21 protein-coding genes are annotated in these 23,381 nt (G+C 53.8%); 8 read left to right on the top strand and 13 right to left on the bottom strand.

Annotated elements, in window-relative coordinates:
- Positions 1 to 275 precede the first annotated feature (275 nt).
- On the top strand, positions 276 to 3,068 hold the full coding sequence (ppc, locus tag EL386_RS05050) for a phosphoenolpyruvate carboxylase (RefSeq protein WP_126454045.1): 2,793 nt from the start codon (positions 276 to 278) through the stop codon (positions 3,066 to 3,068).
- 79 nt (positions 3,069 to 3,147) lie between these two features.
- Here ppc and EL386_RS05045 read toward each other — a convergent pair whose 3' ends face one another.
- From EL386_RS05045 to EL386_RS05035, 3 genes are all read right to left on the bottom strand, one after another.
- Positions 3,148 to 3,888 carry a Mut7-C RNAse domain-containing protein gene (locus tag EL386_RS05045; RefSeq protein WP_126454043.1) on the bottom strand — a complete coding sequence of 247 codons (741 nt, stop codon included), beginning with the start codon at positions 3,886 to 3,888 and terminating at the stop codon, positions 3,148 to 3,150.
- A gap of 64 nt (positions 3,889 to 3,952) precedes the next feature.
- Positions 3,953 to 4,927 carry a VTT domain-containing protein gene (locus tag EL386_RS05040; protein WP_126454040.1) on the bottom strand — a complete coding sequence of 325 codons (975 nt, stop codon included), beginning with the start codon at positions 4,925 to 4,927 and terminating at the stop codon, positions 3,953 to 3,955.
- The gene (locus tag EL386_RS05035; protein ID WP_197722206.1) at positions 4,917 to 5,774 is read right to left on the bottom strand and encodes a sterol desaturase family protein; all 858 of its coding nucleotides are present in this window, start codon (positions 5,772 to 5,774) and stop codon (positions 4,917 to 4,919) included. Before EL386_RS05035 ends, EL386_RS05040 begins: the two co-directional genes overlap by 11 nt.
- A 147-nt stretch (positions 5,775 to 5,921) precedes the next feature.
- Here EL386_RS05035 and EL386_RS05030 point away from each other — a divergent pair, with 147 nt between their 5' ends.
- Positions 5,922 to 6,596 (top strand): ArsR/SmtB family transcription factor, encoded by a 675-nt coding sequence (locus EL386_RS05030; RefSeq protein ID WP_126454038.1) that lies wholly within the window; start codon positions 5,922 to 5,924, stop codon positions 6,594 to 6,596.
- Positions 6,597 to 6,608: 12 nt separating this feature from the next.
- Here the strand turns inward: EL386_RS05030 and EL386_RS05025 are convergent, their stop codons facing one another.
- The 7 genes from EL386_RS05025 to pcnB form a co-directional block, all read right to left on the bottom strand.
- Positions 6,609 to 6,911 carry a PilZ domain-containing protein gene (locus tag EL386_RS05025; RefSeq protein ID WP_126454036.1) on the bottom strand — a complete coding sequence of 101 codons (303 nt, stop codon included), beginning with the start codon at positions 6,909 to 6,911 and terminating at the stop codon, positions 6,609 to 6,611.
- Between the two features lie 81 nt (positions 6,912 to 6,992).
- Positions 6,993 to 7,373 (bottom strand): aspartate 1-decarboxylase, encoded by a 381-nt coding sequence (gene panD / locus EL386_RS05020; RefSeq protein WP_126454034.1) that lies wholly within the window; start codon positions 7,371 to 7,373, stop codon positions 6,993 to 6,995.
- Between the two features lie 140 nt (positions 7,374 to 7,513).
- On the bottom strand, positions 7,514 to 8,365 hold the full coding sequence (gene panC, locus EL386_RS05015; RefSeq protein ID WP_126454032.1) for a pantoate--beta-alanine ligase: 852 nt from the start codon (positions 8,363 to 8,365) through the stop codon (positions 7,514 to 7,516).
- A gap of 6 nt (positions 8,366 to 8,371) precedes the next feature.
- Positions 8,372 to 9,169, bottom strand: coding sequence for a 3-methyl-2-oxobutanoate hydroxymethyltransferase (panB, locus tag EL386_RS05010; RefSeq protein WP_126454030.1), 798 nt, complete (start codon positions 9,167 to 9,169; stop codon positions 8,372 to 8,374).
- A 2-nt stretch (positions 9,170 to 9,171) separates the two neighbouring features.
- Complete coding sequence (locus EL386_RS05005; RefSeq protein WP_126454028.1) at positions 9,172 to 9,822, bottom strand: deoxynucleoside kinase; 651 nt, start codon at positions 9,820 to 9,822, stop codon at positions 9,172 to 9,174.
- Positions 9,823 to 9,869: 47 nt separating this feature from the next.
- Positions 9,870 to 10,352 carry a 2-amino-4-hydroxy-6-hydroxymethyldihydropteridine diphosphokinase gene (gene folK / locus EL386_RS05000; protein WP_338057553.1) on the bottom strand — a complete coding sequence of 161 codons (483 nt, stop codon included), beginning with the start codon at positions 10,350 to 10,352 and terminating at the stop codon, positions 9,870 to 9,872.
- 11 nt (positions 10,353 to 10,363) lie between these two features.
- Positions 10,364 to 11,788, bottom strand: coding sequence for a polynucleotide adenylyltransferase PcnB (gene pcnB / locus EL386_RS04995; protein WP_126454026.1), 1,425 nt, complete (start codon positions 11,786 to 11,788; stop codon positions 10,364 to 10,366).
- A gap of 36 nt (positions 11,789 to 11,824) precedes the next feature.
- Here pcnB and EL386_RS04990 point away from each other — a divergent pair, with 36 nt between their 5' ends.
- Positions 11,825 to 12,271 carry an RDD family protein gene (locus EL386_RS04990; RefSeq protein WP_126454024.1) on the top strand — a complete coding sequence of 149 codons (447 nt, stop codon included), beginning with the start codon at positions 11,825 to 11,827 and terminating at the stop codon, positions 12,269 to 12,271.
- A gap of 418 nt (positions 12,272 to 12,689) precedes the next feature.
- Here the strand turns inward: EL386_RS04990 and lptG are convergent, their stop codons facing one another.
- Both lptG and lptF read right to left on the bottom strand, forming a co-directional pair.
- Positions 12,690 to 13,751 (bottom strand): LPS export ABC transporter permease LptG, encoded by a 1,062-nt coding sequence (lptG, locus tag EL386_RS04985; RefSeq protein ID WP_172597624.1) that lies wholly within the window; start codon positions 13,749 to 13,751, stop codon positions 12,690 to 12,692.
- On the bottom strand, positions 13,748 to 14,857 hold the full coding sequence (gene lptF / locus EL386_RS04980) for an LPS export ABC transporter permease LptF (RefSeq protein ID WP_126454019.1): 1,110 nt from the start codon (positions 14,855 to 14,857) through the stop codon (positions 13,748 to 13,750). The genes lptG and lptF overlap by 4 nt, the downstream gene beginning before the upstream one ends.
- 191 nt (positions 14,858 to 15,048) lie before the next feature.
- On the opposite strand from lptF, the gene EL386_RS04975 reads away from it, so the two are divergent.
- The 4 genes from EL386_RS04975 to EL386_RS04960 all read left to right on the top strand — a co-directional run bounded on the left by EL386_RS04975 (position 15,049) and on the right by EL386_RS04960 (position 20,412).
- A complete protein-coding gene (locus EL386_RS04975; protein WP_126454017.1) occupies positions 15,049 to 16,539 on the top strand; it encodes a leucyl aminopeptidase in 1,491 nt (496 codons plus the stop codon).
- A 9-nt stretch (positions 16,540 to 16,548) separates the two neighbouring features.
- Entirely contained in the window at positions 16,549 to 16,980 is a 432-nt protein-coding gene (locus EL386_RS04970; protein WP_126454016.1) for a DNA polymerase III subunit chi, read from the top strand.
- 5 nt (positions 16,981 to 16,985) lie between these two features.
- On the top strand, positions 16,986 to 17,474 hold the full coding sequence (locus EL386_RS04965) for a hypothetical protein (RefSeq protein ID WP_126454014.1): 489 nt from the start codon (positions 16,986 to 16,988) through the stop codon (positions 17,472 to 17,474).
- 106 nt (positions 17,475 to 17,580) lie between these two features.
- Positions 17,581 to 20,412, top strand: a complete 2,832-nt coding sequence (locus tag EL386_RS04960) for a valine--tRNA ligase (RefSeq protein WP_126454012.1) — start codon at positions 17,581 to 17,583, stop codon at positions 20,410 to 20,412.
- Between the two features lie 18 nt (positions 20,413 to 20,430).
- On the opposite strand, the gene EL386_RS04955 is transcribed toward EL386_RS04960, so the two are convergent.
- Complete coding sequence (locus EL386_RS04955) at positions 20,431 to 20,637, bottom strand: DUF2970 domain-containing protein (RefSeq protein ID WP_197722151.1); 207 nt, start codon at positions 20,635 to 20,637, stop codon at positions 20,431 to 20,433.
- Positions 20,638 to 20,820: 183 nt separating this feature from the next.
- Between EL386_RS04955 and EL386_RS04950 the strand changes: the two genes are divergently transcribed.
- Positions 20,821 to 23,379 (top strand): ATP-binding protein, encoded by a 2,559-nt coding sequence (locus EL386_RS04950; protein WP_126454008.1) that lies wholly within the window; start codon positions 20,821 to 20,823, stop codon positions 23,377 to 23,379.
- The last annotated feature ends 2 nt before the right edge of the window (positions 23,380 to 23,381 follow it).

The following is a 23,381-nucleotide window of genomic DNA, read 5'->3' as shown; positions in this document are numbered from 1 at the left end:
TTTTCCACTGGCCCATGCCGATAGTCCTTGAACCGGTTCACGTCTTACCCGGCCATGCCCACCAGCATAGGCAGTTCCCGGCTCTGTGCCAAATGGCCTCTGTCCAGAACCACAAGGCCAGCAGCCCTTCGCATGGGAGCATTTATATAAGGTATCTTGCCGGGACCTGCGCGAAGGACGGCAAACGGGTATAATGCGCCACCTTGTCTGGCAAAAGTATCGGGTACTCTTGTCAAAATATTATAAGCAATTGATTTACAGGCGATTTTAATCCAATGGCAACCCAGATTAGTGATAAACAGCTCCGTAGTCGAGTCAAATTACTCGGTCGATTGCTCGGCAATGTACTCCACGAACAGGCCGGCGAAGGCGTCTTCAGGGCCGTTGAAACCCTGCGCAAGGGCTATGTCAGCCTGCGCAAAAAGGATGATGCCGCCAGGGCCCGCCGTCTGAAAAGGATCATCGAGGGGCTCGACCCGGAACTGGCCACCCACGTCGTGCGTGCCTTTAGTACCTATTTCAGCCTGGTGAATATTGCCGAAGAGGCCTACCAGCACCGCCAGCGCCGCCAGCAGGTCCGCACCGGCGAAACCCTCTGGGAAGGGTCTTATGACCACACTCTGCAGGAATTCCATGACCAGGGCATCAGTGCCGAGCAACTGCAGGCCCTGCTCGGCAAACTCAACTATATGCCGGTATTTACGGCCCACCCGACTGAGGCCAAACGTCGCACCATACTCGAGACCTTGCGGCGTATCTTCGTCACCAGCGAACAGTTGAATGACCCGCGTCTCGGCAAAAACGAACGCGAGGAGATTACCATCGATATTGCGGCACAGATCCAGGTATTGTGGAAAACCGATGAGGTTCGTGTCCACAAACCCAAGGTCCGTGATGAAATCCGCAACGGCCAGTACTATTTCCGTGAATCCCTGTTCGAAGCCGTGCCGCTCAGCTACCGTTATCTGGAAAAGGCCATCCACAAGGTCTATGGTGATGAAGCCAAGAACATTACTATCCCGACCATTATCCGTTTCGGTTCATGGATTGGCGGCGACCGTGACGGTAACCCCTTTGTAAAACCAAAGACGACGGTGGAAGCCCTGCGCATGCAAAAGCGCGAGATGCTGCTGGAATACCTGAACCGTATTGCCAGATTGGGTCATAAACTCACCCATTCAGACCAACTCTGTGAACCCAGCACCGCGATCCGCAAAAGCCTGGAATGCGATGATGATATTTGCCGCAGCGCCTTTGCCGATAACCCCAATCGTTTCAGCCATGAACCCTATCGTCATAAACTTCACCTCATGCACTACCGCCTTGAGTTGTCACTGCGCACAGTCAAGAATCAACTTGCTGGCAATGACCGTGAACGTTATGAAGGCCGCTACCTCACTGAGGATGAGTTTCTTACCGATCTGCGCATTATCCATGAATCATTATGCAGCCATGGTGATGCAAATATAGCCAACAAGGACCTGCTCGACCTGATACGCCTGGTGGAAACTTTCGGCTTTTTCCTTGCCCACCTTGATATTCGACAGGAATCCACCCGTCATACCGAGGCCGTTACCGAAATCCTGCAGGCCAGCGGTATTGACTATGCTGCGCTGGATGAAACGGCTCGAATGGAAAAACTTACCGAATTGCTCGGTAACGCTAATCAAATAGAACTCAACAAGTCTGGTTACACTGAACCAACTTCTGAGACGGTTGAAGTATTTGAAGTCATGGCACAGATGCATCAGGAAGTCAGCAAACATGCCTTTGGCAGTTATGTGATCTCCATGACGCATGCCGCCAGTCACATCATGGAAGTGATGTTCCTTGGCTCACTCTGCGGCCTGGCAGGTAAGAAAAATAATGAATGGTTCTGTGATATCTCTATAAGCCCGTTGTTTGAAACTGTTGAAGACCTGAAGCACATCGACCCGGTCATGCGCGCCCTCTTCAGTAATGCCAGCTACGCCGCCCTGCTCAAGGTAGCCGGTAACCGTCAAGAAATCATGCTCGGCTACTCTGACTCCTGTAAGGATGGGGGTATCCTCGCCTCTGGTTGGAACCTGTACCAGGCCCAGCGTCAAATTACCGAATTGGCCCGCGAATACCACATCGACCTGCGCCTGTTTCATGGCCGCGGTGGTACCATCGGCCGCGGTGGCGGTCCAACCCACCATGCGATCCTCTCGCAGCCGGTGGATACTGTGCATGGTGAAATCAAGTTCACTGAGCAAGGTGAAGTGCTGTCCTACAAATACAGTAATGTTGAAACCGCCAGTTATGAACTCGGCATGGGTGTTACCGGCCTGATGAAGGCCAGCCGTAGCCTGATCGTGCCACCGCAAGACTACGAGACCGAATACCTCGAGATCATGAACGAACTGACCCAGGTCGGTGAAGATTATTACCGTGAACTGATTAACCGCACCGAGGGTTTTCTCGATTACTTCTACGAGGCGACACCGGTTTCAGAAATCGGCCTGCTTAATATCGGTTCACGCCCTTCGCATAGAAAGAAGGCCGACCGTTCCATGTCTTCGATCCGTGCGATCCCATGGGTGTTTGGTTGGGCGCAGTCCCGTCACACACTGCCGGCCTGGTATGGAATCGGTACCGCCTTGAGCAAATGGCATAACAATGACCCACAGCGCATTGAGAAGTTACAAAGCATGTACAAGGAATGGCCCTTCTTCCGCGCCCTGCTAAGTAACTCGCAAATGGCTCTTTATAAGGGCGATATGGCCATTGCACGCGAATATGCAGATCTCTGTAAAGACAGCACAGTTGCCGAACGCCTGCATAGCAAGATCAGCGACGAATATATGCGTACACGTGAACAGGTGCTGAAGGTTTCCGGTTGTGACTACCTCATGGAAGAAACCCCGGCACTGGCCTTCTCGCTTGAACGTCGTAACCCTTACCTGGACCCGCTTAATCACATCCAGACTACACTACTACATCGTCTGCGTGATGAGCATGTCAGTGATGATGAACGTGACATCTGGCGTAACCCACTGCTGCGTACGATCAATGCCATTGCACAGGGTATGCGCAATACTGGCTAAAGGTTCAGTGGCCAGGCCAGGATATCTACAATCTCGATAATAAAAAGGGCAGCCCTTTTATTATTTTACTCTTCATGTATCAAACACTATCGAAGAAGTGTTGCATGTGAGTATAGTGGGAGCCCCGCCAGTAGACCTGTCCGCAATCATGGCATTGAACAAAGTCTTCCAATAATGGATCACTTGCTACCTTGCCAGGAAGGCTGTCGCTGACCCTTGCCTTATCTACTGCCCCGACCTCACCATTGCACTGCGGGCAACGTGAGAATGGCCTGAATAAGGGTTTCAGTTTGTAGTGTGAGACAAGTTCACGAAATTGCGCGCGCGCTTCAGTTTGCCTGGGCCAGTAACCATAACGAATCCTGGAACGCTTAAGCAGCCCAATATCACGGCTGACGACGATCCGCCCCTGCCCTTCCGCAATATCCGCAATGCTTGCATCCCCCATATCATCGCTACTGTAGAGCGTATCAAAGCCAGCTGTTCGCAGGTAACGTGCCAGCTTGCCCAGGTGAACATCCAGTACAAACGCTGGCTGCCCCGTCGGCAACAAAGCATGCAAATATTGTCTGGCAACTTCGGGGTGTTCAGCATGTGGATAGACGTGCACATCATCGCCATCATACAGTCCATATGAAAAATTGACCGCATCCCCATTAACCAGTATTACGGCCACCTCGGTATGCGGCACGCCAATCGCCTCGATGGCGTCCTTGATCGCCGGTCGGCCAGAAAATTGATAGGGGATGGCCTTGTCGACCTGCTCCGCAGACAGAAAGTCATTGAGGTTTGCGTGGAAATGAAATATTGCATGCTTCATATTTACAAAATCCTGCTTCCCGTGTGCCCCCGGGAAAGCCGAAACAACCTATCTTAAGAATCGATTATCGTTCTACACTATAATCAGCCTTGTTCCAGGCCGTCATGCCGTTACGCACGACATGTACATCGGCATACCCCTTACGGGCAAGTAACTGTGCAGCCTTGGCTGAACGACGATCAGTGCGACAAACAATCGCCACCGTATGCTCCAGATATTCTGCCAACTCATCCATCCGGCCGGCTAATGCCTCCAGTGGAATATTTTTCGCGCTGGCGATATGCCCCTGCTCGCCGATAAATTCAGCCGGTGTTCGCACATCCAGAATCAGTAAATCTTCACCTTGATCAATTTTCTGCTTAAGGTCGACCACTTGCAAAGTCGGGCCACGACGTAAATGGGCAATGATACGCGGCAGGTATGCAACTATCGCAAGCAAGGCACTGGCAAAAATACCTATCTGAATCATTTCCTGTATATCCGCTTCCCCACCGACGGCCTCCTTAAGCGCGTAACCCAGATAGGTATAGGCAATCGCCCCCGGCAACATGCACAGGTACGAGGCAATAACATAATGCGAAAGTTTGATACGCGTCAGCCCCAACGCATAGTTGAGCAGATTAAATGGAAATAAAGGCACTAATCGAACAAAGGCGACAAAACGCCAGCCCTCTCCCTCAACCCCATCTTTAAGTTGTTTCAGACGACCAGCAGTCTTTTTCTCAACCCAGCCCGAGGTCAGGTAGCGGGCGACAATAAATGCCAACGTCGCGCCCAGGGTTGCACCGGTCAGGTTATACAGCGTTCCCCATACCGGCCCGAACAAGGCGCCACCGGCGAGGGTCAGGACAGAACCGGGCAAAAAGAATACCGTACCAATGGCATAGATCAGCATAAAGACAAGCGGGCCGGCTGTCCCTGCACGCTGTACCCACTGTTCGAGTACCGAGGCATCCAGTTGATCTCGGTAAATCACCGCCAGACTGATGCCGGCAATCACTACCAGCAATAACGACCAGCGGGTTATATTATTTTTCATCGCTATCATCCCACTGACGACGGTTGATCGCATAGTCGCTGATCTTGCCCTTGAAAGGCAGTAACAACATACCCGGCAACCATGAGGCCTCTTTGGTGGTACGGAACTTGTGAATGCCAATCGTCATACCTTCATGACCGGCACGTGGTTGTTCACGATAGGTACCGAACAGGCGATCCCATAGCGAAAGGTTAAAACCGAAATTACTGTTTGCCTCATCATCCTCGACAGAGTGGTGCACCCTGTGCATATCCGGGGTCACCACAAACCAGCGTAAGACCCTGTCGACGGTTTTTGGCAAACCCACATTACCGTGATTAAACATGGCCATGACATTCAGTATCACCTCAAAGATCACCACGGCGATGAGTGGTGGCCCAAGCACAATAATTGTCGCGAACTTAATCAACATCGACAGGATGATTTCCAGTGTATGGAAGCGTGAGCCGGTGGTGACATCGTAATCCAGGTCAGCATGATGTACCCGATGTAGACGCCACAGGGCAGGTACCGCGTGCACCAGTACGTGCTGCAAATAAATAATGAAATCCAGTGCAACCACGGCAATGATCGCGGCAATGGCAAAGGGCACATCGTAATAATTTAATAGACCCCAGCCATTTTCCTGGGCAAAGGCGGCCAGACCGACGGCGGCTACCGGAAACACCAGGTAGAGGATGAAACTGTTGAAAAACACCAGTCCCAGGTTATTCACCCACCGAACCAGCTTCGATACGGTGAGGGCGCGTCGGGGGGCGATGATCTCCCAAATAGCCATTAGCGTTAATACACCGATAAAGGCGCTAAGACGAATCACCTTTTCATTCGTCATCACAAATTCATTAATATCCACTGCCTGCTCCTGATTTCGTCACCACGGCGCCGCCAGCCAATCCAATGCCGTGGCGCTGTTTACACTGCATGCTATACTAATTCTACATTCACAACTATTCAATAGATTAATTGAATAGTTATTATCGGACAATGGAATATCATGGTATCAGGCCATTTCAAACAAGACCTTTTTGCCCAATTTGCCCGCGTCGGCAAGGCCCTATCTAATGGTAACAGACTGGAATTATTAGAGTTTTTGGCACAGGGCGAACGCAGTGTTGAGTCCCTGGCCAAGGTCGCCGGCCTGAGCGTGGCAAACACCTCGCAACACCTGCAGCAACTTCGCCAGTCTGGTCTGGTGAATAGCCGCAAACAGGGCCTGAAGGTCTATTACCGGCTCAGCGGCGATGATGTCATCGGCCTGCTCGATGCCCTGCGTGCCGTGGCCGGGCGCCACCTGGCTGAGGTCGAGCACATGGTGACGAGTTACCTCACAGTCAAGGACAGCCTCGAACCCATCCCGCGGGAGGAACTCCTGCGTCGCGCACGTGAGGGTCTGGTGACGGTGATTGATGTCCGCCCTCCCGAGGAATATGCCTCGGGACACGTGACGGGGGCCGTGAATGTGCCGCTCGCGGAACTGGAGTCACACCTCGGAGAATTTGCAGCGGGACAGGAGATCGTTGCCTATTGTCGTGGTCCGCATTGTGTCCTGGCCTTTGATGCCGTGGCCCGGCTGCGCGAGAAGGGCCTGCAGGCACGACGCCTGGAGGATGGATACCCGGAATGGAAAATGGCCGGCCTGCCCGTAGAAAAACCGGAAACAACAAAATAAAACTGTTGTGGCCTAGTCGACCATCTCGGTGATCACACAACCGATAGCAAACCCACTGCTTGCCTCGTCTCCCTCCACACGCACTACTCGCGCCATGGCATGCAGCGGTGGGGTAAGACCTTCCTGACCCGGATTAATCCTGATCTCCAGCTCTTCGTCGAGATTCAGTGCGGTCGCACAGCTAAACATCAGACCCGTGGCACTGAGATTGGTGGCACGGGCATGGATAATGACGTCCTCGGTAATACGGCGAACCACTACCTCACAATCGATGTCCATCCGTCGAAAATCACGACCATCATTAGAGTCGACCATTTTTCACACTTCCCTTGTTATATCGTTCGTATACCATGAGCATAGCGAGCCATGGAAACCTCGATATTGTATCGGCCGAACTCAGGCAACCTGAACAGGAATTGTATTTCGGGTATGGGTGATCGCGTTGTTTTCGTCGAGATACACCAGGGTTGGTTGAAAATTCACCAATTCCTGCTGGTTTAGTGTGACATAGCTACAGATAATCACTCGATCACCCGGATCGGCCTTGTGTGCAGCCGCACCATTGACGGAAATAATGCCCGAACCCTCTTCGGCACGAATGGCATAGGTCGTGAAGCGCTCACCGTTGTTCACGTTATAGATCTGGATCTGCTCGTATTCACGGATCCCTGCTGTCTCCAGCAGATGCCCGTCAATCGCACACGAGCCTTCGTACTCCAGCTCAGAGTGTGTGACGCAGGCCCGGTGGAGCTTACATTTAAGCATCGTTAAGTGCATGCCTTGCCCTTGTATTGCGGTAGGAAAACAAGGCCCGCCATTAGCGAGCCGGCGCGTATTATCCCGCGTTCGCCTCATATATTCAAATACAGCCTACAAGTATTTGATTATTTTGGTATTTTTTTCGAGTGATGGGTTGTTTAACGACGACAGCGCAGATTATCGATCAAACGGGCCTGGCCCATGCCGGCCGCGGCCAGGATGACCAGGTCCCTATCGGCGCTGCCGGGCAACCCCAGATCAGCCGCCCGGCGGACACTGACATAATCCGGTTCGAAACCGGCTTCCTGCAGTGCGACCACGGCCTGCTCTTCGAGCCTGGCTATATCACGATCACCCGCCTGCAGACGTGCACAACAAGCCTCGAGACTGGCATACAATTGTCCGGCCTGTTGTCGTTGCCCGGCGTCGAGGTAACGGTTGCGCGAACTCATCGCCAGGCCACCCGCCTCGCGGACAGTAGGCAGACCGATGATCGTCACCGGCATATTCAGATCTGCCACCAGACGACGAATGACCAGCAACTGCTGGTAATCCTTTTCGCCAAACACGGCCACCTCAGGCTGCACGAGATTAAACAGTTTCGCCACCACGGTGGCGACACCATTAAAGTGCCCCGGCCGCGAGGCGCCACAGAGGATATTCGCGAGTTCCTCCGGGACGGCGATACCGGTGCTGATGGCCTCGCCTTGCGGGTACATCACCTCCACTGTCGGCAGGAATACTGCATCGGCGCCGCGGCTTTCGAGCAAGGCGCAATCTTCCTCCGGTGTGCGCGGGTAGGCGGCAAGGTCCTCACCCGGGCCAAACTGGGTCGGGTTGACAAAGATACTCACCAGACAACGCTGCGCATGGCGCCTGGCTTCATCAACCAGGCACAAATGGCCCTCATGCAGGTTGCCCATCGTCGGCACCAGCGCGATGCGTTCACCCCTGGCGCGCCAGGCCTGCAATTGTTCGTGCAAGGCATTTATATCCTGGAATTGTTTCATCGGTCTTTACTGGTAAGTATGTTCAGCGGCGGGGTAACGGCCATCCTTGACCGCCTGCACATAGGCCTGCACGGCCATTTCGATACTGTCATTGCCTCGCAGGAAGTTATGCACGAACCTGGCCTTGTGCCCGCCACTGATGCCAAGCATGTCGTAACTGACCAGCACCTGGGCATCACAGTCGACGCCGGCACCGATACCGATCACAGGAACCGCTACGCGTTGGCTAATCCGTTTGGCCAGTTCCGCCGGAACACACTCCAGCAGCAACATACTGACACCGGCCTGCTCGAGTAATATAGCATCTGCAAGGATGCGCTCGGCGCTCTCGGCATCCCGCCCCTGCACCTTGTAACCGTCAGGTGTCGTTACCGATTGCGGCAACAGGCCAAGATGGCCGCACACCGGGATCGCCGCTGCGACCAGCGCCTCGATCACCTCGAGCTGTTCGCGCCCGCCTTCGAGTTTGACCATTTGTGCCCCACCCTGCTCGACAAGGCGCCGTGCATTCTCCACGGTCTGTGTCGGCTGCAGGTAGGTGTGATACGGCATATCCGCCATGATATAACAGCATTGACTAGTGAGTGCGACGGCCCTGCAATGATAAACCATGTCATCCAGGCTCACCGGGCGGGTTGAGTCATGGCCCTGTATGACCATGCCCAATGAATCACCCACCAGCAGAATTTCCACGCCGGCCTGTTCGAACAGTTGTGCAAAGCTCGCATCATAGGCTGTCAACACGGTGATCTTCTCACCCCGTTGTTTCATCTGCATGAAGGCTTTCAGATCAAGGCGTGACATCGTTAGAGGCTGAATGGTTGTGGATTGAAAAAATGACGGCCACTGCGGACTGTCCTTACCCGTTCCAGTAGCGTCTCGTAGTCCTGATTGTTATTCACAAAATCCAGCTCGGAGGCATTCACAATCAACAATGGTGCAGCACTATACTGGTGAAAGAAGCGCGTATAGGAATCATTCAGGCGTTGCAGGTAGGCGGCCGAGATATTGCGTTCGTAATCGTGGCCGCGCTTGCTGATGCGGTTGAGCAGGACCTCAACCGGTGCCTGCAGGTAAATCACAAGGTCCGGCTGCGGGGCATTCATGGTCATGTTGTCATAGACCTGTTCATAGAGATCGAATTCATCGTCCTCCAGGGTAAGTTCGGCAAACAGACGGTCCTTCTCGATCAAAAAATCCGATACACGAACCGGCCGGAACATATCGGCCTGCCTTAGTTCCTGCATCTGTCGGGCACGCTGAAAGAGGAAGAACAACTGCGTCGGCAGCGCCGCCTCACGTGGTTTTTTGTAAAAACGTTCAAGGAAGGGATTCTCATCGGCACCCTCTAGCAGCAACTCGCTGCCGAAGGAACGGGCCAGGCGGCGGGCGAGACTGGTCTTGCCTACCCCGATTGGCCCTTCTACGACAATAAAATCCGGTCTTGTTTCACTCATAGCTGCGTAATACGGTCCCGTAAGTTCCTATTGTAGCCTGTTTCAGCTCAGCCCGGCAGGCGTTCCAGCCCATGGTCCGGGCAATCCTCAAGCAGTTGCCGGAGTGCAGACTGACCCGGGATCACAACATCGGGGGCGATCTCGGCCAGTGGGATCAGGACGAAGTCCCGCCCGGCCAGCCCCGGGTGTGGTACTTGCAGGCTATCGGTAGCGATCACCTCTTCCGCATAGAGCAGGATATCCAGGTCCAGTGTACGTGGCCCCCAACGTTCCCCGCTACGGTCTCTGCCCTGCAACTGCTCGATGGCCTGCATGGCGAGCAATAAATCCTGCGGGGCTAATGCGGTCTCTATCTCTGCCACGGCATTGATGTAATCAGGCTGGTCTGCCGGACCCATCGGCTTGCTGGCATAGAAAGAGGAACGTTTGCTGACACGGGTGTTGGTAAGTTTATCCAGCGCAGCGAAAGCCGTCTGCAACTGTTTTAACGGTTCACCCAGGTTACTCCCCAGGCCAATATAGGCACTCACGCGCTCCACCATTAATGGCTTTCCGGTTTCTTACGAGGGTTTTTACGACGACGACGCTTCTTTTTTGGTTCAGCAGGCAACAACATTGCCTCACGTTCATCGCCTTCGACTTCCTGAATACGCGTCCACCACTCAGCTGTTTCGCGCAGGCTTTCGTCGGCGATGGCGCGCAAGACCAGAAAGTCATATGCCGCCCGAAAACGCGGCAGTTCCAGCAGACGCAGGGCCCGCCGCCCGGCACGGTGCATCAGACGCGCCTGTAAGACGTAAATCTCTTTCACCATCAGGGCAAAGCGCCGCGGGATCGAGGTAGACTCACGCATACGGGTAAAGGCCTTGTCCGTCGCCACCTGGATGGCCTGCACCTCGGGCATACCGCTCTCGTGTAACTTCGGCAGGTACTCCTGCATGGGCTGCCACAGCAGCGCGGCGAAGACGAAGGCCGGGTTGACCGGCTTGCCTTCGGCGATACGCTTGTCCGTGCTACGTAATGACTCGGCCAGGAGAATATTCGGAAAGCCGTTTTCCTCCCTGGCGAGGGAACGCTCAGTCATCGGGAATAACTGCCCGAACAGATTATAGTGACGTAACCGCTCATAGGTCTGCAGGGCATAACCGGCATGAAACAGTTTGAGCACTTCTTCAAACAGACGCGCAGGGGATATCTCCCCGAGTAAGGGGGCGAGTTGCCTTATGGGTGCCTCGGTCTCTGCCTCAATGCGCATACCCAGTTTGCAGGCAAAGCGTATGGCACGCAGCATGCGCACCGGGTCTTCATGGTAACGCTGTTCGGGATCGCCAATCAGGCGCAACAGACCCTGCTGCACATCTTCATAACCACCGACATAATCGATCACCGAGAAATCGTGAATATTGTAATACAGTGAGTTGACCGTGAAGTCACGACGCCAGACATCTTCTTCGATACTGCCATAGACATTATCGCGGATGATGCGACCATTCTCCATGTGCACATCCCCCTCGGCCTCACTATCGAGTTGCGCACGAAAGGTGGCGACCTCGATGATCTCGCGGCCAAAATGGATATGCGCCAGGCGAAAACGCCGCCCGATCAGGCGACAGTTGCGGAACGCGGCCCGTATCTGCTCCGGCGAGGCATCCGTGGCGACATCAAAGTCCTTGGGTTCACGACCCAACAACAGGTCACGGACCGCACCACCGACCAGATAGGCGGAATGCCCGGCCTTCTTCAACCCGTAAAGGACCTTGAGGGCCTCTTCACTGATATTCGAGCGGGAAATGGCGTGTTCGGCACGCGGGATGATTCTCGGCGCCGGCCGATTTGTCGGTGAGTTGTCCAAATTCAGATAAAACCTGTTCAGGCAAATGCTTGAGTGGATAATAAGTGCCCGTATAATAGCATCGCCTCGAGCATTCTGGCAGTTTTCCTGCCCATTCAGGTCCAAAACCTTCATAATTGCGCCACCGACTGCAGTACAAGCGACATAACCATGACCACAGACACCCATAACCAGACATTACCGCCGGCCGGGCTGCTCCGCCGCCTCGCTGCCTTTGTCTACGATATCTTGCTGCTTGCCGCCATCCTCTTCATCGCCGCCTTCGTCGCCCTGCCTTTTAACGCTGGCGAGGCCATTGACCCCGGCAACCCCTGGTACCAGACCTACCTGTTCATCCTGAGTTTCCTGTTCTATGCCTGGTTCTGGACCCGTGGCGGACAAACCCTCGGCATGCGTGCCTGGCGCCTGCGCGTCGAGAGCATGGACGGCGGTCCCATCAATCTGGGCCAGTCGCTGCTGCGTTTCATGGCGGGCATGGCGACGATGATGACCGGTGGTCTGGCGATGTTGTGGATGGTGTTCGATAAGGAGAAGCGGACTTTGCATGACAGGTTTTCGGATTCTAGGGTGGTGATGTTGCCGAAGGTTAAGAAATAAAGCCTTCGCTTTATTTTTGTAAAGAGCTTTTAAGTTTTTAAAGGCAGTTGTTCTTTTACCTTAGAACCCCTTCGGGTTTCATTAGGTATTTCCTACGCTTCGCTACGGTCATCCCCTTCGATGCAGCCGAGCCGCACAGGAAATTTTCGGAAGGTCACGCGCAGCTGTCTGAGCATATTTGTAGGCGCGACCGAAGAGAGCATTAGCCGTTAAGCAAATACGTGAGTTCTGCGCGTGCCGGGAATTTCTGAGCAGTGAGGGGACTTGTTTATTCAATGGTAATTGAATAAACAAGCAAATCGCGGGGCGTGCTTTCTTTGGTTACTTTCTTTGCACGAGCAAAGAAAGTAACTCGCCCGCCGGAAGGGCGAAAAAAACAATGGTTCTTAAATAATCAAAAGCTCTTAAAAAAACCAAATCAAACCCGTCTCAACATCAACAACGCCAACAACAAAAACACCCCTGCCGGTAACGATGCACTCAACAACGGTGGGATGTGATACACCACCCCAAGGTGATTAAAGGCTTGATTAACCAGGAAAAAGGCCAGGCCCACCAGAAAGCCGACCAGGATACGCTGGCCGATACTCACCGAACGCAAGGGCCCAAACACAAACGGTACCGCGAGTAATAACATGACAGCGATCGCCACCGGCATAAACAAACGCGCCCATAGCGCCAGTTCATAACGCTCGGCATTCTGGCCGTTCTCACGCAGGTAGCTTGAGTAACTGTATAGATCACGAATGGAAATCTGTAGCGGGTCAATCACGACAATATTCAACAATGCCGGGCTCAGGATAGAGTCCCACTGGGCGCGCTCGAAAGTCTGGGTCTTGACACCGCTTACATCAATATCACTTTGTGTAATACCGTACAGAACCCACTGCCCGTTTTCATAAAGCGCCTTGTTGGCATGGGTGCTGGAGCGTAGTCGATGCTGTTCATCAAACTCATAAATAGTAATATTACCAATATCACCTGTCGGTCTAATGTCACGAATGTTAAGGAAACTGCGCTTATCACGTGACCAGAAACCGTTATCCGTCTTTAGTGCTGTTTGCTTGGCAAGCATCTGTGTGCGCCGTGATTCGGCAAACTGCTCGGCCGTGGGAACGACATATTCAGCCAGCAACATCACCGCAATAATCAGCAACAGGCCAGCCTTCATCACTGAAAGCGTAATGCGTAATATTGAAACGCCAGCGGCACGCATGACCACCAGCTCACTGTGACTGGCAAGCATACCCAAACCGGTGATCGCTCCCAGCAAGGTGGCAATAGGGAAAAACTCGACAATCCGGTAGGGTGTGGTCAAGACGAGGTAGAGGAGCATTTCAATATAGCTATAGTTACCCTCACCGACCTGGTTCAGCTCTCGTACCAGGCGAAAAAAACTGTCCAGGGAAATCAGTACCAACAGCACCAGGCCGATACTACCGACCACGTTGATACCGATGTACCTGTCGAGCAACTTCACGCTTTTGTTCCCGTTAATGGTTTACGTAACAGGCCATGCCAGAGGCTTTGACCACGCACCTGCCACGCCACCACCACCGCTGCCGTCAGCAGTAATAATAATGGCAACCACCACATTCCGATCCACGGTGATATTTCACCCTTGCCTACCCACTTATACGACGTGCCAATAAGGTTATTGTAAATAACATAGATCACCACAGCACTGAACAATCTGCCATAACGCCCTTCGCGCGGCTTTACCCGACTCATGGGCACGGCGAGGATCATAAAGGCCACGGCTGACAAGGGCAGGATAATGCGACTTTGTAACTCGGCCTGCTCACGTAGGTTTGCCGACTGCCATAAGTCTGCAGAGGCTGTGGCATTACGACCCGCAATAGCCAGCGGAGCCTTTTTCTCGTTAATGCGCACGGCATGCTTGTCAAACTTCGTGATCCGGTAATCGGCCTTCCCCGGTTCCCCTTCATAACGGTAGCCATCGACCATGACCATAAATTCATCACCACTGTTTTTATCGACATAGCGATAACCCGTATCGGAGGCGAGAACGCTCTTGCTGCCTGTGCCAAGGCGCTGGACAAAAACATTTTTCAGCTGTTGCTTATCATCCGTCAGCGACTCCACGTACATGATCAGGCGACCGTCCTTTGATTCGGTAAACCGCCCAGCACTGAGCAGGCTCAGCTCAGAACGGTACTCGGCAGCATGGCGAATCTGCTCAACCCTTTCTGCGGCCCATGGCGCCGCATACAGTGCCAGATAACCGTTCAGGACCAGGATAAACGGCGTCAGCAGCAGCAACATACGCATGATCTGCGCCTGCCCGATACCACTGGCATTCAGGGCGACCATTTCCTGGTCACGGTAGAGGCGGCCAAAGGCCAGTAACACGGCAAAGAACACGGCCAGCGGCAGGATTGAGGCCAGATTTTTCAGCAGTTCCAGCCCCAGCACACTAAAAACCAATTCGGCAGGCAGACGCCCTTCCGCCACATCACCCAACAGTCGCACAAAACGGGTGCTGAAAAAGATCAGCAACAATACCGAGGTCACGGCAAGTAAGGTCGTGCCGATCTCACGCAGGATGTAACGCCTGATAATCATGCGGGAATAGCGCCGTCGCGCCCTGACGCTGCAAAATTACATTTTTTCCAGTAAACTATCACAAGATTTTTGTTACTTTCTGGGCGCTTTTGACTAAATAACAAAACCTTAGCAAAATGGCCCAGCTTGTAGTTATAGTAAGATGTGTGCCATCTTACACACATTACGCCCCAGATTCAGTAGGAGAAAACATGGATTTCAGTATAAAAAGTGGCCATCCTGAAAAACAACGCAGTGCATGTATTATTGTCGGTGTTTTCGAGCCGCGCCGCCTGTCCGCCGCTGCCGAGCAACTCGATGCGGTCAGTGAAGCCTACCTGTCCAATATCATCCGCCGCGGCGATATTGAGGGCAAGCCCGATCAAACCCTGCTGCTGCACAACGTCCCGAATACCCTCTGTGATCGTGTACTGCTGATCGGCTGTGGCAAGGAACGCGATTTCAACGAGGTTGCCTACCGTAAGGCCCTGGCCACAGCCGCCATGACCGTGAATGAAAACGGTGCCATGGATACCGTGAACTTCCTGCCGGAACTCCCAGTGAAGGGTCACGATGTCTACTGGAAAGTACGCCAGGCCGTGGAAACCACTGAGGCGGCACTCTATGTCTTTGATGAACTCAAGACCGAAAAAGACAAGGCACGCCGTCCGCTACGCAAGATGGTCTTCTCGGTGCCCAGCCGGCGCGACCTGTCCGCAGCCGAACAGGCACTGAAGGATGGCGCCGCCATCGCCACGGGGGTTGCCGTTGCCCGCCGCCTCGGTAATCTGCCGGCTAACATCTGTACCCCGACCTACCTCGCCGAACAGGCTACTGAACTCGGCAAATCCGCAAACAAACTTAAGGTTAAGGTGCTTGAGCAAAGCGACATGGAAACGCTCGGCATGGGTTCCCTGCTCTCCGTCGCCAAGGGCAGCCGCCAGCCGCCGAAACTGATCTGCATGGAATACCGTGGTGCTGATAACGATAGCAAACCTTATGTCTTCATCGGTAAGGGCATCACCTTTGATTCAGGAGGTATCTCCATCAAGCCCTCCGCCGCCATGGACGAGATGAAATTCGATATGTGTGGGGCAGCCAGCGTTATTGGCCTGATGCATACAGTAACCGAACTGCAACTGCCCCTGAACGTCATCGGCATCGTGCCATCATGTGAAAACATGCCGGATGGTCTGGCCAACAAACCCGGTGATATCGTCACCAGTATGTCCGGACAAACCATCGAGGTACTGAACACCGACGCCGAGGGCCGTCTCATCCTCTGCGATGCCCTGACCTATAGCGAACGCTTCAGCCCGGAAACCGTGGTCGACATCGCCACGCTGACCGGTGCCTGTGTCGTCGCCCTGGGTAGTCAAGCCACCGGCCTACTCGGTAACCACCGTGGCCTGAACAATGACTTGCTCAGTGCTGGTAAGAGCAGTGGTGACCGTGCCTGGGAATTACCGTTATGGGAAGAGTACCAGGAACAACTGAAAAGTAACTTTGCCGACATGGCCAATATTGGCGGTCGCGAAGCCGGAGCCATTACCGCTGCTTGTTTCCTCTCGCGCTTTGCGAAAAAAATGCACTGGGCGCACCTCGACATCGCCGGCACCGCATGGAAGCACGGTGACGAAAAAGGCGCTACCGGTCGCCCGGTACCGCTGCTGACGCAGTACCTGCTCGACAAGGTGAAGTAAGCGGCACTCATGACACGTGTGGATTTTTATCTGACTCAGGCCAGTAATGAGCAACAACGATTGCTAACGGCCTGTCGTCTGACGGAAAAGGCCTGTCAACTCGGTCATCATGTGTTTATCTATTCCGATCAACCGGAACAGACCCAACAACTTGATGACCTGTTGTGGACCTTTCGCGCAGGCAGCTTCCTGCCACACGCCCGCAGTGATGCCGATGACGCGGACACCTACCCGGTGTTAATTGGCACACAACACCGGGAAGAGGCCGCGCACGATGTCATGATCAATCTCGCCAATGTCATCCCCGAGACCTTCAGCCGCTTTGAACGTGTCGCCGAGATTGTCAGCGGTATGGATAGCGAACGGCAGGCGGCGCGTCAGCGTTTCAAGTTTTACCGTGACCGTGGTTATGCCCTCGAAACCCACGAACTGGGAAGTTAATCAGCATGTCCCGGCAAGATGAACCCATACCCGTCGGCCACACCGCCACCGAAGAGTCATTGGAGCAGGTTCTCAACTCCTTGCAACACCTGCTCGAGCAAAACCACTTCGCCGCCCCCGCGGAAAAACCGGATGACGATACTTCCCTGACGCAGGCAGTAGAGCCCTTTGCCGACCTGCCCGCCGAGCAATACGACGACCCCCTATACCCCGATAATGGCGAGGCCCCCTCCCCGCTCCAGGCAGAGGTCGATAACAGCGATGACATCGATATCCCCATACTGGATGACATTATCTTCAACGGCCTGGCGGATGACCCCCGCCTCAGGGGTGAAGCCGAGCCCCTGCTCAAACAGCTTCGCGACGAACTGAATGGGATTGTCGATGGCATCATGGCCGAGGCCCGTCAACAACTCGAGTCCGGACAGCCCCTACCGGAAGAAAACAGCCTGCAACGCTTTCTGCGTGAACTGCGCCAGAAAAATCCTGATTAAACCTGTGATGCCGTTCCATATGGGGCCGTATTGAGCGGAATTTTAGGTATAATGCCCCGCTTGTGGCGCGCCGCGCCTTAAACCTAGACAACGAAACGATCACGAAATGGACAAGACCTACCAACCCAACGCCATTGAACAACGCTGGTACGACACCTGGGAATCCAGAGGCTATTTCGCCGCCGGAAGCGGTGCCGCCGCCGGGGCCAAGACTTACTGCATTATGATCCCACCGCCGAATGTCACCGGCAGCCTGCACATGGGCCATGGCTTTAATAACACCGTCATGGATACCCTCGTTCGCTTTCACCGCATGCGTGGCGATAACAGCCTTTGGCAGGCAGGTACCGACCATGCCGGCATCGCCACGCAGATGGTCGTCGAGCGCCAACTGGCCGCTGAAGGTAAAACCCGCCACGACCTTGGCCGCGAGGAATTCATCAAGCAGGTCTGGGAATGGAAGGCAGAGTCCGGTGGCAACATCACCCGCCAGTTGCGTCGCATGGGGGCCTCGATTGACTGGTCGCGTGAACGCTTCACCATGGATCCGGAACTTTCCACCGCTGTGTCCGAGGTCTTTGTGCGCCTGCATGAAGAGGGCCTCATCTACCGTGGCAAGCGCCTCGTTAACTGGGACCCGGTTCTGCATACCGCGGTTTCCGATCTCGAGGTGATCTCGCAGGAGGAAAACGGTTACCTCTGGCACATGCGTTATCCGCTGGCCGATGGTAACGGTCACGTCATCGTCGCCACCACACGACCCGAGACCATGCTCGGCGATGCTGCCATCGCAGTACACCCGGGTGACGAACGCTATCAGCATCTCGTCGGACAGATGGTGGAACTACCTCTGACCGGCCGCAAGATCCCGATCATCGCCGATGACTACGTGGACCCGGCGTTCGGTACCGGTTGTGTGAAGATCACCCCGGCCCACGATTTTAACGACTATGGCGTATGGCAAGGCCACCGCGACGAGTCGGCCATTGCCGCCCTGCCGAACGGCGGACTCATCAACATCTTCACCATCGATGCCCGCATTATCGGTGCCGATGACGATAACGGTGAACTGGTGCCGGCTGATTTTCACGACCTCGACCGCTACGAAGCACGTAAACTGATCATCGAAGAACTCGGCGCCCAGGACCTGCTGGAGAAGACCGACGACCACAAACTCATGGTGCCGCGCGGTGACCGCTCCGGTGCGGTCATCGAGCCATTTCTCACCGACCAGTGGTATGTGAAAGTCGCACCGCTCGCCGCACCGGCCATCAAGGCCGTCGAGGATGGTGATATCAAGTTCGTCCCGGATAACTGGAAGAACACCTATTTCGAATGGATGCGCAACATCGATGACTGGTGTATCAGTCGCCAGATATGGTGGGGCCATCGCATCCCGGCCTGGTATGACGATAAGGGCGATATCTATGTCGGCCGCTCCGAACAGGAAGTGCGCGAGAAACATGGCCTCGGTGACAAGGTTGCCCTGCGCCAGGATGAAGACGTCCTCGATACCTGGTTCTCCTCTGCGCTGTGGCCGTTTGCGACGCTCGGTTGGCCGCAGCAGACCGAGGCATTAAAGGCCTATTACCCGACTAACGTGCTGGTCACCGGTTTTGACATCATCTTTTTCTGGGTCGCCCGCATGATCATGATGGGCCTCAAGTTCATGGGCGATGTGCCCTTCAAGGAAGTCTACATCCACGGTCTGGTGCGTGACTCACAGGGCCAGAAGATGTCGAAGTCCAAGGGCAACGTACTCGACCCGCTCGATCTGATTGATGGCATCGAGCTCGAAGACCTCGTCGCCAAACGCACCACCGGCCTGATGCAACCGAAGATGGCGAAAAAAATCGAAAAGGCCACGCGCAAGGAATTCGCTGAGGGTATCCAGGCCTTCGGTACCGATGCACTGCGCTTTACCTTTGCCGCGCAGGCCTCGACCGGACGCGATATCAAGTTCGATATGAACCGTGTCGCCGGCTACCGTAACTTCTGTAACAAGCTATGGAATGCCGCCCGCTACGTGCTTATGAATACCGAGGGTCAGGATACCGGTATCGATAACGATGAGGTGGAACTGAATCGTTTTGACCGCTGGATCATCTCGCGCCTGCAACAGGTCGAGACCGAGGTCATCGATGCCATCGAGCACTACCGCCTCGACCATGCCGCTCAGGCGATTTACGACTTTACCTGGAACGAGTACTGCGACTGGTACCTGGAACTCTCCAAGCCGGTACTACAAAGTGAGGACAGCAGCGAGGCTGCCCAGCGCGGCACCCGCCGCACCCTGGTACGTGTACTGGAGACCCTGTTGCGCCTGGCCCACCCGCTCATACCTTATATAACGGAAGAGATCTGGCAGCGCCTTGCCCCGTTGGCTGGACAAACGGGTGAGACCATCATGCTGCAACCCTACCCGGTTAGTGACAACAGTAAGATAGATGAGCAGGCGATTGCCGAGACCGAACTGGTCATGCAGCTAAATCGTGGTGTGCGTCGCATCCGCAGCGAAATGAACATCGCCCCGGGCAAGCCGCTGCCGGTCACAGTGCAGAATCTCAGTGTGGCCGAACGTACCGTACTCGAAGAAACCGCGCATTGCAGCTTGGCGATCAGTCGCATGGCGTCGCTCGACTTTGTCGGTGCGGAGGCAACATTACCGGAGTCTGCCAGTGCACTCGTCGGTAGTAACGGCATGTTGCATATCCCGTTGGCCGGGCTTATCGATAAAGAGGCAGAGCTGCAACGTCTCGACAAGGAACTGCTTAAAACTGAAAAAGAACTGGCGATGCGGCAGAAAAAACTCTCTAACCAGGGTTATGTCGACAAGGCCCCCGAGGCCGTGGTCAACAAGGAACGTGAACGTGTGGCGGAACTGGAGTCTGCGCTGCAGCGCCTGCAGGAAGAAAAGAAACGTATTGCCGCGATGTAGTCAGTAAAACGCGGTTGCCTAGCCCGCTGCCTGACTAATTACGAAGCGAACCACGAGGATCAGCGTAGTAATAAAGGCGGCGGTGCCGATCAAGCCGGCAATGATGGCCTGGCGTGGTGTGAGCTTTTTCACATCCTCGTCATAGCCCTTGTTGGCGCGCACCCCGAGCATGGCCCAGAATACGCTCTTCAGGCTATAAAAAAATGAGCCTTTTTCTTCGTTCATGACTACCTCTTCCATTTATCGTGCTATCGGCCCAATATACCCAAATTCTACAGGGAAACACCATAATGTTTCACTACGCCGAATGTGGGAAATATAGCATACAATTTAGAATTGGCGGGACAAATCAAGATTGTCTGTCTACAATCAATAAACCATAGCGTCCAGACACTTAGAGGTTAGGGAATGACCCAGGGCAATACCGACAATCCAACACCGAAGAGACGAAGAGCTTTTTCCTTGCGACGGTGGCTACAACAACACCCCTCCACAGAGTTGGAACAGGCCTTGATAAGAATAGGGCTCGGCCTGCTAGTCTTTGCCTACCTCGCCTACAATAGCCTGCTTGCCGATAACCTGACCGCCTACCATCAGACAACGCTGATTAAGATGGGGATGTTCAATGTTTATTCCATCGTTATCATTGGCTCGATCCTGCTGCACCCGGCATATTCGGTAACACGTATCGGCCTGTGCATGCTCATTGACATAGGCTCAATCGCCTTTCTTATGACGCTAATCGGTGACAGTGGCCCGGTCTTGTATATTCTCCTGCTCTGGTCAGTCTTTGGTTACGGTATTCGTTATGGCCAACGTTACCTGCTCGCCGCCACCGCTATCACCGGACTAAGTTTTATAATAGTGATTGAAACTACGGCCTTCTGGTATGAGCAGCCGATTCTTGGTTATGGCTTATTGATATGTATCCTGATCTTGCCTGCCTTTGTCTACAGTCTGCTAAGCAAATTGACCCGCGCCATTGAACAGGCCAACGAGGCCAACCGTGCCAAGAGCCGCTTCCTCGCCAATATGTCCCACGAATTACGCACGCCACTGAATGGCGTGGTCGGCATGAGTGATCTGCTAATCACTACAGACCTGAACGCAGAACAAAAAGACTATACCCAGACCATCCATGCCTCGGCACGTACCCTGCTCTCGCTGATTGAAGGTATTCTGGATATCTCCAAGATCGAGGCCGGCAAATTCACCGTGGAAAATATCGAATTTGACCTGTACTCCGTAACGAAAAACATTATCACTATGCTGGCACCACAGGCCTATGGCAAACATCTTGAGATTCATTACCAGATAACGCCAGAGACACCCTTTTTGCTCTATGGTGATCCCCTTCATCTGCGGCAGGTACTCATCAACCTGCTTGGCAACGCTATCAAGTTCACACATAGGGGCGAAGTTGGAATCCGTATCAGTCATGTTCATGATGAAGACCAGCATAGCCTGCTACGTTTTGAGGTTTATGATACCGGTATTGGCATTAGCGAAAAGGCCCAGCAAGCCATCTTTGACTCCTTCACCCAGGCCGATGAATCCACCACCCGCCGCTTTGGTGGTACCGGGCTGGGCACAAGCATATCAAAACAAATTGTTGAGCTCATGGGCGGACAAATCGGCCTAATCAGCGAGGAAGGCAAAGGCAGCACCTTCTGGTTCGAGTTGCCGTTTGAGAGAAAACTCATCGGCAACATGGATGCCGGACGTCTCGGTATCAACCAGAACAAGGTACTACTCGTCTCGGCAAATAAGCCCCTGCAACATATAACGGGTAAATATCTGGATACGTGGGGCGTGGTGCATCATAGCGTAGCCAGCGCCGCGCAGGCTTTTGCCAGTCTTATTGGTAACCAGCACAGCGATAAGCCCTACAATGTCGTCATGGTCGACCGCGACAGCTTCGACCTGGACATTACACAGTTTGCCCAGGCCATCCGGGCCGAAACCTCCGTCGGCCATATCGAGTTGATTTTGTTACAAGGCAAGCGGCAGGAAGATGTATTACAGCATCTGACAAACAGTTACAGTTCCGTGCTGGATCTACCACTGGACAAGACCCTGTTGTTCAATGCCCTGCATGCCACCCAGGCAGATGAACAACAGGAACAATCAGCGACACGGCTGGCCGAGCAATATGCCAAGCACCTTAATAAAGGTATGCGGCTGAATATACTTGTAGCCGAAGATAACCGTATTAACCAGAAGGTGCTTGACAAGATCCTGCAAAGTGCCGGTCACCGTACCGAGATCGTCACCAATGGAGAACAGGCACTTGATGCCCTGGAAGATAAAACCTATGACCTGATGATACTGGATATGCAAATGCCTGTATTAGGCGGCATTGATACCGTAAAAACCTATCGCTATCTGCATCGCGGTGAGCCCGGCATCCCCGTCATTATTCTCACTGCGAATGCCACCACCGAGGCCAAGCAGGAATGTGCCGAGGCCAGGGTCGACGCCTATCTCACCAAACCTATCGACAGTGAAAAGTTACTCCATACGATTGAGGGCATTTTTGCGCCTGCTGAGGGTTATGACACTCTACAACCACAACATAATGAAGAAACCGCCTCCACCAGACCACAACAAAAACCAGAATTCCAGGCGCTGATCGAACTCGAGCAGATCGGTGCCGATACACAGTTGCTGGCCGAACTGACCGACAGCTTCATGACTGATACCAGCGATATACTCGATAAAATGCAGACCTGTGTCGATGACGGTAATAATGATGAATTAAGGCGTCACCTGCACTCGCTCAAGGGTTGCTCCGGTAACCTCGGTGCCATGATGATTCATGATACCTGCGATAGATTTCTGCAACTGGATGAACAGCAACTACACACCCTGAAACCCGGGTTAATACCCGAGTTCAGGGACTGCTATAGAAAAACCCTTACTGCCCTGGCCCATTACCACGATCGGCGTAGCCGCAGACCTTCTTAACA

The organism is Sulfuriflexus mobilis (assembly GCF_003967195.1).
In the GTDB taxonomy this organism is placed as follows: domain Bacteria; phylum Pseudomonadota; class Gammaproteobacteria; order AKS1; family AKS1; genus Sulfuriflexus; species Sulfuriflexus mobilis.
The sequence above is the reverse complement of the archived record's forward strand: the minus strand, read 5'-3'. Positions and strand labels throughout refer to the sequence as shown.

Excerpts from the sequence above, each read along its gene's own strand:
- EL386_RS05005 (WP_126454028.1), bottom strand. The coding sequence starts at position 9,822 with ATGAGTGAAACAAGACCGGATTTTATTGTCGTAGAAGGGCCAATCGGG.
- EL386_RS05025 (WP_126454036.1), bottom strand. The coding sequence starts at position 6,911 with ATGGTCGACTCTAATGATGGTCGTGATTTTCGACGGATGGACATCGAT.
- EL386_RS04965 (WP_126454014.1), top strand. The coding sequence starts at position 16,986 with ATGTCCCGGCAAGATGAACCCATACCCGTCGGCCACACCGCCACCGAA.
- EL386_RS04990 (WP_126454024.1), top strand. The coding sequence starts at position 11,825 with ATGACCACAGACACCCATAACCAGACATTACCGCCGGCCGGGCTGCTC.
- pcnB (WP_126454026.1), bottom strand. The coding sequence starts at position 11,788 with ATGAAGGTTTTGGACCTGAATGGGCAGGAAAACTGCCAGAATGCTCGA.
- lptF (WP_126454019.1), bottom strand. The coding sequence starts at position 14,857 with ATGATTATCAGGCGTTACATCCTGCGTGAGATCGGCACGACCTTACTT.
- EL386_RS04950 (WP_126454008.1), top strand. The coding sequence starts at position 20,821 with ATGACCCAGGGCAATACCGACAATCCAACACCGAAGAGACGAAGAGCT.
- EL386_RS04975 (WP_126454017.1), top strand. The coding sequence starts at position 15,049 with ATGGATTTCAGTATAAAAAGTGGCCATCCTGAAAAACAACGCAGTGCA.
- ppc (WP_126454045.1), top strand. The coding sequence starts at position 276 with ATGGCAACCCAGATTAGTGATAAACAGCTCCGTAGTCGAGTCAAATTA.
- EL386_RS05030 (WP_126454038.1), top strand. The coding sequence starts at position 5,922 with ATGGTATCAGGCCATTTCAAACAAGACCTTTTTGCCCAATTTGCCCGC.
- EL386_RS05045 (WP_126454043.1), bottom strand. The coding sequence starts at position 3,888 with ATGAAGCATGCAATATTTCATTTCCACGCAAACCTCAATGACTTTCTG.
- EL386_RS04955 (WP_197722151.1), bottom strand. The coding sequence starts at position 20,637 with ATGAACGAAGAAAAAGGCTCATTTTTTTATAGCCTGAAGAGCGTATTC.
- panD (WP_126454034.1), bottom strand. The coding sequence starts at position 7,373 with ATGCACTTAACGATGCTTAAATGTAAGCTCCACCGGGCCTGCGTCACA.
- EL386_RS05040 (WP_126454040.1), bottom strand. The coding sequence starts at position 4,927 with ATGAAAAATAATATAACCCGCTGGTCGTTATTGCTGGTAGTGATTGCC.
- EL386_RS04960 (WP_126454012.1), top strand. The coding sequence starts at position 17,581 with ATGGACAAGACCTACCAACCCAACGCCATTGAACAACGCTGGTACGAC.
- EL386_RS04970 (WP_126454016.1), top strand. The coding sequence starts at position 16,549 with ATGACACGTGTGGATTTTTATCTGACTCAGGCCAGTAATGAGCAACAA.
- panB (WP_126454030.1), bottom strand. The coding sequence starts at position 9,169 with ATGTCACGCCTTGATCTGAAAGCCTTCATGCAGATGAAACAACGGGGT.
- panC (WP_126454032.1), bottom strand. The coding sequence starts at position 8,365 with ATGAAACAATTCCAGGATATAAATGCCTTGCACGAACAATTGCAGGCC.